This window comes from Pontibacillus chungwhensis BH030062 (genome assembly GCF_000770675.1).
Classification (GTDB): domain Bacteria; phylum Bacillota; class Bacilli; order Bacillales; family BH030062; genus Pontibacillus; species Pontibacillus chungwhensis.
This window is the reverse complement of sequence record NZ_AVBG01000023.1, coordinates 20,914-30,618: the sequence shown is the minus strand read 5'-3', so window position 1 is coordinate 30,618 and position 9,705 is coordinate 20,914. Positions and strand designations below refer to the sequence as shown.

Annotated in this window: 8 protein-coding genes; all 8 read left to right on the top strand. The window is 39.6% G+C overall.

Going from position 1 to position 9,705, the window contains the following annotated elements; all coding sequences use genetic code 11:
- The first annotated feature begins 248 nt into the window (after positions 1-248).
- The 8 genes from N780_RS18540 (at position 249) to N780_RS18505 (ending at position 9,662) form a co-directional block, all read left to right on the top strand.
- Positions 249-938: an MgtC/SapB family protein gene (locus tag N780_RS18540; protein ID WP_036787656.1), complete on the top strand. Its 690-nt coding sequence runs from the start codon at positions 249-251 to the stop codon at positions 936-938.
- Between the two features lie 155 nt (positions 939-1,093).
- Entirely contained in the window at positions 1,094-1,558 is a 465-nt protein-coding gene (locus tag N780_RS18535; protein WP_036787653.1) for a CtsR family transcriptional regulator, read from the top strand.
- A 16-nt stretch (positions 1,559-1,574) separates the two neighbouring features.
- Positions 1,575-2,129, top strand: a complete 555-nt coding sequence (gene mcsA, locus N780_RS18530) for a protein-arginine kinase activator protein McsA (RefSeq protein WP_036787651.1) — start codon at positions 1,575-1,577, stop codon at positions 2,127-2,129.
- Entirely contained in the window at positions 2,129-3,193 is a 1,065-nt protein-coding gene (gene mcsB / locus N780_RS18525) for a protein-arginine kinase McsB (RefSeq protein WP_036787649.1), read from the top strand. The genes mcsA and mcsB overlap by 1 nt, the downstream gene beginning before the upstream one ends.
- A 21-nt stretch (positions 3,194-3,214) precedes the next feature.
- On the top strand, positions 3,215-5,647 hold the full coding sequence (gene clpC, locus N780_RS18520; RefSeq protein WP_036787646.1) for an ATP-dependent protease ATP-binding subunit ClpC: 2,433 nt from the start codon (positions 3,215-3,217) through the stop codon (positions 5,645-5,647).
- Between the two features lie 280 nt (positions 5,648-5,927).
- Complete coding sequence (gene radA, locus N780_RS18515; protein WP_036787644.1) at positions 5,928-7,310, top strand: DNA repair protein RadA; 1,383 nt, start codon at positions 5,928-5,930, stop codon at positions 7,308-7,310.
- The gene (gene disA / locus N780_RS18510) at positions 7,311-8,384 is read left to right on the top strand and encodes a DNA integrity scanning diadenylate cyclase DisA (RefSeq protein WP_036787641.1); all 1,074 of its coding nucleotides are present in this window, start codon (positions 7,311-7,313) and stop codon (positions 8,382-8,384) included.
- Positions 8,385-8,546: 162 nt separating this feature from the next.
- Positions 8,547-9,662, top strand: coding sequence for a PIN/TRAM domain-containing protein (locus tag N780_RS18505; protein WP_036787639.1), 1,116 nt, complete (start codon positions 8,547-8,549; stop codon positions 9,660-9,662).
- Positions 9,663-9,705 lie beyond the last annotated feature (43 nt).

The window sequence follows — 9,705 nt, the reverse complement described above, 5'->3', positions numbered from 1 at the left end:
GTAGTCGGGGTTTCACCCCCGCAAGAGTAGGACGCCGCCATGCAACGTAGCCTCAAAGGATTAATATCCTTTGAGGTTTTTTGTGTTTAATTTGCACTAAATTCTCCTCCATATATTTGATTAATCCATTGTGAAAAAGGGTAAAAGAAAAAGATCCTCCTCTCGACTTAATATAATTTAGCTGTGGTTTAATCATAACCTAGAAGCACATCTACGTATATTAGTTATAAGAACATCGGAGGGATTTGATGTCGATGGAGACCTTTTTTAATGATTACTTATTGTTAATGACGGTTCGGCTTGTAACCGCGGTCATATTATGTGGATTGATTGGGTTTGAAAGGGAGATTAAAAATCATTCAGCAGGGTTCCGAACACATATTTTAGTAGGTGTAGGGGCTTGTATGATGATGCTGCTATCCTTATACGGATTTGACCCTTACTTAAATAAGCATGACGGGATTCGTTTTGACCCCGCGCGTATACCTTCATATGTAATTAGTGGTATTGGCTTTCTTGGTGCTGGTACCATCATGGTGCATGGTGTGACGATTCGAGGTTTGACCACTGCTGCATCTATATGGGTCGTAGCAGGGCTTGGACTTGTTATTGGAGCTGGTATGTATGGGCCTGCTATTCTTACGACTGTAGTGGTGTTAATAAGCTTAATTGTACTTAATAATACAGAACGAATCTTTAAGCGAAAAAGTAAACATCATATTCAGATCGTGGTGTTTGAAGGGTTAGAAATGTCAAAGCTTATGGAAGCTTTTGAGCACTTCGAGTTGAATATTAACCATGTTCAAATCGAAAATGAGATGAATGGTCAAAGGAATATTTTAATTGAACTCGCTCATAATGCTCGTTTTAAAGAAATAGAGCTTTTTGATCGTCTATCTACTGTCCCGCATGTGAAGTGTGTTTATCAGCGTAAGTAAACTCAAAAAATGTAGAACTTTGTAAGTGATAAAGACGTGTTGATCTGGCAACAATGTTTATAGTGCATTTTAGTTGCAAACCAGATTTAAATTTGTATAATGTAAGTATAGTCAAAGATAGTCAAAGTCAAAAAAGATTATTGAGGAGGGGGGCTATGCGGAATATATCCGATATCATTGAAGCGCATTTGAAAGAGATCATTGAGAGTAGTAATCACAATGTTATCGAGATTAAGCGTAGTGAAATAGCAGAATCATTTCAATGTGTTCCCTCGCAGATTAATTACGTGATTAAAACACGGTTTACAGTGGAAAAAGGTTATATAGTAGAGAGTAAACGTGGTGGTGGCGGCTACATAAGAATAAGTCGTGTACAACACCACGATAAGATGAAGTTGTTAAACGAGCTAATTTTACTTATTCAACCACGCGTCACACAACAAGGAGCCATTGATGTTATAGAACGTTTGTTAGAAGAGGAATTAATTTCCGAGCGCGAGGCTAGACTGATGGTAAGTGCTATCTCAAAAGATGTATTAGCTGTTCCAATTACTCTTCGTGACGAACTTAGGTCAAGGATACTATCTTCTATGATATCAATCGTTAAGTACAAAGATTAAAAGGAGGGGACGGAAAATGGAGTGCCAAGAGTGCCATGAGCGTCCTGCATCTTTACATTTTACTCAAGTGGTAAATGGGCATAAAACAGAAGTTTATGTTTGTGAGAAATGTGCTTATGATAAGGGTTATATGTCACAAGAGCAAGACTCACTTTCTTTGCATAACTTATTATCTGGATTATTTAACTTTGATTCTTTTCAGCTATCTGATTCCAAGTCACCTTCAGCTTCACACAGAGAGCCTCAATCATTAAAATGTGGCCATTGTGGTTTGACTTACGATGAATTTAAACGCGTTGGTAAGTTTGGTTGTGCAAATTGTTACAAGACTTTTGACGAGAGATTAAATCCTATATTCAGAAGGGTTCACAGCGGTAACACTATTCACAATGGCAAAGTTCCAAAACGAAAAGGTGGACAATTGCATGTCCAAAGAGAAATGGATCAAAAGCGTTCCGAACTCCAAGCATTAATTCACCAAGAAGAATTTGAAGAAGCAGCTAAGGTTCGCGACCAAATTCGCACCCTTGAAAGACAGTTGGATTCAGAACAAAGGGAGGGTGATCAGTAATGTCCCTCGAGCAGTTTATGAATGAAGCCATTAGTCCATGGTTGAAAGAAGAAGGGCCTGACAGTGATATCGTCATGAGTAGTCGGATTCGATTAGCCAGAAACTTTGATCATATTCCATTTCCGATACTTGCTGGCCAGGAAGAGTTAGAGCAAGTGGTGGAATTTTTTAAAGAAGAATATGAAGATCATTCTTTTGGTCCGTATAAAGACTTTGAATTTATTCATATGAGTAAACTGAATCCTACTGAGAAGAGAGTGTTGGTAGAGAAACACTTAATTAGTCCTCATTTGTCTGATCATGCTAAGAATGGAGCAACTTTAATCTCTCAGAATGAGCAAGTATCTGTCATGGTTAATGAGGAAGATCATATCCGTGTACAGCTGTACTTTCCGGGGTTTCAGTTAGAGAAAGCTTTAGAGCAAGCATCTGATTTCGATGATTGGCTAGAAGAAAAGATTAACTTTGCATTTGACGAAAAGCGTGGCTATTTAACTAGTTGTCCAACAAATGTAGGTACTGGGTTAAGAGCCTCCGTCATGATGCACCTTCCTGCGTTAACTATGACTCAACAAATGAGTCGGTTAATACCAGCTATCAATCAATTAGGTTTAGTAGTTAGAGGAATTTATGGGGAAGGTAGCGAAGCAATAGGAAACATCTTTCAAATCTCGAATCAGATTACGTTAGGTAAATCTGAGAAAGATATAGTAGATGATTTAAAAAGCGTTGTTGAACAATTAATTGAGCAAGAAAGAAATGCTCGCCAACAAATTGTTCAACAAAACGGCATACAATTAGAAGATAAGATCTTTCGTTCATATGGAGTGTTGGCTAATAGTCGTATTATAGAGTCTAAAGAAGCTGCTAAATGTCTCTCTGATGTACGATTAGGAATAGACCTAGGGTATATAAACAGTTTATCGAAAACCATCTTGAATGAATTAATGATCTTAACTCAGCCTGGATTTTTACAACAGTATGCACAGCAGAATCTATCTCCTGATGAAAGGGATGTTCGAAGAGCAGCCTTAATTCGGGAAAGACTAAACTTAGAAATATAATTAGACTAGGAGGGGTGCCCGATGATGTTTGGGCGTTTTACTGAAAGAGCACAGAAAGTATTAGCATTAGCTCAAGAAGAAGCCGTACGACTTGGTCATAATAATATTGGAACAGAACATATTCTTCTTGGTTTAGTTCGTGAGGGAGAAGGAATTGCAGCAAAAGCGCTAGGTGCTTTAGGTCTGGCGGCCGATAAAATCCAAGAAGAAGTAGAACAGTTAATCGGAACAGGAGATAAGGTATCGCAAACGATTCACTATACTCCTCGGGCTAAAAAGGTTATTGAATTATCAATGGATGAAGCAAGGAAATTAGGTCATTCTTACGTAGGTACTGAACACATTCTACTTGGTCTGATTAGAGAAGGAGAAGGCGTTGCTGCACGTGTACTAAATAACTTAGGTGTTAGTCTTAACAAAGCACGTCAACAAGTTCTTCAGTTGCTTGGAAGCAATGAATCTACTTCTAATGGTCAGGGTGGTAGCCGACAGTCTGCTAGTGCTAATACTCCAACCCTTGATTCACTTGCACGAGACTTAACAACCGTGGCGAAAGAAGGAAACATTGACCCGGTCATTGGTCGTGGTAAAGAAATTGAGCGTGTCATTCAAGTATTAAGCCGCCGTACGAAAAACAACCCTGTTCTTATTGGTGAGCCAGGTGTAGGTAAGACTGCGATTGCAGAGGGGTTAGCTCAGCAAATCATCAACAATGAGGTTCCTGAAATCTTACGGGATAAGCGAGTTATGACACTTGATATGGGAACGGTAGTAGCAGGAACAAAATACCGCGGTGAATTTGAAGATCGCTTGAAAAAAGTAATGGAAGAGATTCGCCAAGCCGGAAATATCATTCTATTTATTGATGAACTTCACACACTAATCGGAGCTGGTGGTGCAGAAGGCGCGATCGACGCTTCTAACATCTTGAAACCATCTCTAGCTCGAGGTGACTTGCAGTGTATTGGTGCGACAACCTTAGAAGAGTATCGTAAGTACATCGAAAAAGATGCCGCGTTAGAGCGCCGCTTCCAACCAATTCAAGTTGATGAACCAAATTTAGAAGAATCTGAACAGATCCTTGAAGGACTTCGTGATCGCTATGAAGCTCACCACCGCGTGACGATCACTGACGAAGCGATTAAAGCAGCTGTTAAGTTCTCAGATCGCTATATTCAAGATCGTTTCTTACCGGATAAAGCGATTGATCTTATTGATGAAGCAGCTTCTAAAGTACGCTTACGTTCTTACACAGCTCCACCAAACCTGAAAGAACTTGAGCAAAAATTAGAAGAAGTACGTAAAGAAAAAGACGCAGCAGTACAAAGTCAAGAATTCGAGAAAGCCGCTTCTTTACGGGATAATGAACAGAAACTTCGAGAAGAATTAGATAAGACTAAAGATGAGTGGAAAGAAAAACAAGGCCAAGAAAACTCTGAGGTAACCGTAGAGGACATTGCATCTGTTGTATCTATTTGGACCGGAGTGCCTGTTTCAAAGCTTGCTAAAGACGAGACTGAGCGTCTTCTGAACATGGAAGATGTCTTGCATAACCGTGTTATTGGCCAGTCAGAAGCTGTTAAATCTATTTCCAAAGCCATTCGACGTGCTCGCGCAGGATTGAAGGATCCAAAACGTCCAATTGGGTCATTCATCTTCCTAGGGCCAACGGGTGTTGGTAAAACAGAATTAGCTCGGGCAGTTGCTGAGTCTATGTTTGGTGAAGAAGATGCAATGATTCGGATCGATATGTCTGAATACATGGAGAAACACTCTACTTCTCGTCTAGTTGGTTCGCCTCCTGGTTATGTTGGATACGATGAGGGTGGACAATTAACGGAAAAAGTTCGCCAAAAGCCTTATTCTGTTATCCTATTAGATGAGATTGAAAAAGCTCACCCAGATGTCTTCAATACCCTTTTACAGGTTCTAGAAGACGGACGATTAACGGATTCTAAAGGTCGTACGGTTGACTTCCGTAATACAGTTATCATTATGACTTCAAACGTTGGAGCAACTGAACTGAAAACGAACAAATATGCTGGTTTTACAATGGGAGACGCAAGTCAGGATTACAAAGATATGAAATCCAAAGTTATGGAAGAAATGAAACGTGCTTTCAGACCTGAGTTCTTAAACCGTATAGATGAAATCATTGTCTTCCATTCTCTTGAGAAAAAACACATGAAGCAAATTGTTACTCTAATGGTGGATCAGCTACAGAAACGTCTTACTGAATTAGATGTTGACTTCACCCTTACAGATAAGGCTCTTGAGAAAATTGCGGATGAAGGATTCGATCCTGAATATGGTGCCCGTCCATTACGTCGCTCTCTTCAGAAGAACGTTGAAGATCTTCTATCAGAAGAGCTATTAAGAGAGAACATTGCAACAGGACAGAATGTTGTTATCGATGTGGATAATAAAGGCGAATTTACTGTTTCCACACAATAGTAATTCAAAACGATAGCTCATAAATAGATAATCATTTAAAATCGGAAGGTGAGAGCCTTCCGATTTTTTAGTATATGGTTTTGAATCTGACACAAATATGTGGAAGGTTGATTTATTTGGATAAAACAGAAGAATTTTAGTGAAGAATAATATATATAAGCAAGGTTATTAGGTAAAATACGTAATGGTATTGTAAAAACATTGTAACTGATAATTTATTAAAACGTATGAGATAATAAGGAGAGTACATACTCTTCTTTGATATAAGGGAGAGATCTTTTTGGCGAAACAAAAGTCAAAGTTTGTATGTCAGGAATGTGGGTATGAAACCGCTAAGTGGATGGGGAAATGTCCAAGTTGCCATCAATGGAATACACTTGTTGAGGAACGAGTGGCATCGAAATCTACTGGAAGGCATACATTTGTAACAAGTGATGCACAAACTAGCAAGAAACCAGAAAAAATAACAGCAATCGAAACAAAAGAAGAGCCTCGAATAAAAACTGGTATGCCAGAAGTGAATCGGGTGTTAGGTGGGGGCATTGTACCAGGCTCCCTCGTCTTAATTGGCGGTGATCCGGGAATAGGGAAATCAACCTTGTTGTTACAGGTGTCGTCTCAACTTGCTCATACAAAGGATGTAAGTGTACTTTATATATCGGGTGAGGAATCGACAAGACAGACGAAATTAAGAGCTGACCGTTTAGGTGTACTCTCTGATGATCTCTATGTACTAGCTGAAACGAATATGATGGATGTTGCTCATCATATTGATCAGATTCAACCTTCCTTCGTTGTTATTGATTCGATACAAACCATTTATAAGGAAGAAGTGAATTCTGCACCTGGCAGTGTTTCGCAAGTTCGTGAATGTACAAGTGAGCTCATGCGCATTGCTAAGAATAAAGGGATTCCAATCTTTATCGTAGGACACGTCACGAAAGAAGGATCCATTGCAGGTCCAAGGTTACTTGAACATATGGTAGACGCTGTACTTTATTTTGAAGGGGAGCGACACCATACATTCAGGATTCTTCGAAGCGTGAAGAACCGATTTGGAAGTACACACGAAATGGGTATTTTCGAGATGAAGGAAGAAGGACTAAAAGAAGTAGCGAACCCATCTGAAATATTCTTAGAAGAGCGGTCTCAAGGAGCGGCAGGTTCTACAGTTGTTGCTTCTATGGAGGGTACTCGACCTGTATTGGTTGAGATTCAGTCACTCATATCCCCAACGAGTTATGGAAATCCAAGAAGGATGGCTACAGGTTTAGATCATAACCGGGTGCCGCTACTAATGGCTGTTTTAGAGAAGCGTGTAGGCTTACTCTTACAGAATCAAGATGCATATGTGAAAGTAGCAGGTGGAGTGAAACTTGATGAACCAGCTATTGATCTTGCGGTGGCTGTGAGTATTGCCTCAAGCTTTCAAGATCGTCCATCTAAGCCTGATGATGTCTTGGTTGGAGAAGTGGGGCTGACAGGAGAGATTCGACGTGTTGCCCGTATAGAACAACGTGTACAAGAAGCGGCTAAGTTAGGTTTTAAACGCGCGATCGTTCCAAAGAAGAATCTAAGCGGTTGGACTCTCCCTGACGATATCGAGATTATTGGAGTTAACTCAGTTCAAGAAGCTTTAAAAGCTACGTTGGGAGGCGCTTAGATGGAATGGGTTGAAGGAAGAGAATCCATGATTGGAGACATATTAAAATTTGTAGCCCCAGGTACGCCCTTGCGTGAAGGGATCGATAATGTTCTTCGTGCCAACACAGGGGGGCTTATTGTTCTGGGGTATAATGACAAAGTGCAACAACTGGTAGATGGTGGCTTTCATATTCAGTCGTCGTTTACGCCTGCACATCTGTATGAACTTGCGAAAATGGATGGAGCCCTGATCTTAAATGAGAAGGCTTCAGAAATACTCTTTGCTAATGCGCAGTTAATTCCTGACCCATCTATTTCCTCTACAGAAACAGGAATGCGCCATAGAACTGCAGAACGTGTGGCTAAGCAAACAGGCGAACTTGTGATTGCTATTTCTCAAAGACGAAATGTCATTACGCTATATAAAAGTAACCTAAAGTATTCCTTAAAAGATATAGGAGTTATTCTCACAAAGGCAAACCAAGCTATGCAAACTTTGGAGAAATACAAAAATGTCTTGGACCAGGGGGTTACGAACCTGGGTGCTTTGGAATTTGAAGAAATGGTTACATTTTCAGAGGTGTTACAAGTTATACACCGCATAGAAATGGTTTTACGCATAAAAAACGAAATTTTAGGGTATGTAAATGAATTAGGAACCGAAGGGCGCTTGATTCAGCTACAGCTAACAGAACTTGTATCTAATATTGAGAATGAAGCACGTCTGTTGCTAAAGGATTATAGCAAGTACGGAGATTATGAACCCCATTATATTTTAAAGAAACTTCAAGAGGTTACCAATACAGAACTAATGGAAGATGCGAAGATTTTGAAACTGCTTGGATATCCTTCCTCTACAAAGGTAGATGATCCAGTGACACCTAGAGGATATAGAATTCTGGATAAAATACCTCGTTTGCCTTTCTTAATTGTCGAATCGATGGTAGAAGAGTTTGGAACGTTAAACGATGTCGTCAAGGCTTCCGCGAAGGAACTTGTTAAAGTTGATGGTATTGGTGAGGTTAGGGCTGGCAAGATCAAAGAAGGGCTAAACCGCATCCAAGAGCAGTTGTTTATAGATCGACATATTTAATCACACAATTGACACGTTTGGTTATGTCTGCTACTATGTAACGTTCATTTAATTGACTATATTTGTAAGGTGTGATGCGGTTTCGACTATATAAGTGGATTTTATTCTTTTATTATATTTTTTAGAAAACTTGGTAATACTGCATGTTAGGAGGTGACCGTGGTGCTTAAGAAAGTGGTCCAATTATTTATTGTTATCGCAGGTGGTACCATAGGATTTTTGTTTATACCAGACTTGATTGTCGGTCTGTCAGACGTACCGCAAGATTCCTGGATGGCCAATGAGTACATCGGGATGGTGCTAGGAGCCATAATATTATATTTATTAACATTTTGGTTTGTCGATTATATCGTCAATTTCTTCATGTGGGTAGAAGAAACGCTTGTCAAAGTTCCTGTGGCAGATCTGTTGTTTGGAAGTTTAGGTCTTATTGTGGGGTTAATCGTAGCATTCTTGGTTAACATTCCTCTTCAGGATAACCCTATATTAGTAGTATCGCAGGTGTTGCCGATTTTCCTAACGGTTATATTAGGTTATTTAGGATTCCAAGTAGGTTTTAAACGACGCGACGAATTCATTAATCTCCTTTCATTAGCCAACAAAAAGGAAAAGGAGAAAGACCGCAAGAAAGAAGCTGGTCAGTATGATGATGAAGAATCAGATTTTGCCCCTAAGACAAAGATCTTAGACACAAGTGTTATTATTGATGGCCGAATCGCTGATATTTGCCAGACTCATTTTCTTGAGGGTACGATTTTAATTCCACAGTTCGTGCTAGAGGAATTACAGCATATTGCGGATTCTTCAGATGTGCTAAAGCGAAATAGAGGACGTCGAGGTTTGGATGTTCTTAACCGAATGCAGAAGGAACTTCCGGTCAATGTGGAAATCTATGAAGGCGATATTGAAGATGTTCAGGAAGTGGATAGTAAGCTCGTGAAGCTAGCGAAACTCATTAACGGAATAGTCGTTACCAACGACTTTAACTTAAATAAAGTTTGCGAGTTTCAAAATGTTCAAGTACTGAATATCAATGACTTAGCTAATGCTGTTAAGCCAGTTGTGTTACCTGGTGAGGAACTTACGGTTCAAGTTATTAAGGACGGAAAAGAACAGAATCAAGGTGTTGCGTACCTTGATGACGGAACCATGATCGTTGTTGAAGAAGGTAAAGATTATATTGGTCGTACTATTGAAGTTCTTGTTACAAGTGTACTTCAAACTTCTGCAGGGCGAATGATTTTTGCCAAGCCTAAACTACTTGAAAAAGCCTTGTAAGTAGAGTATAAACAAAATAGAGTTTCTCAAAAGTGATAACAGC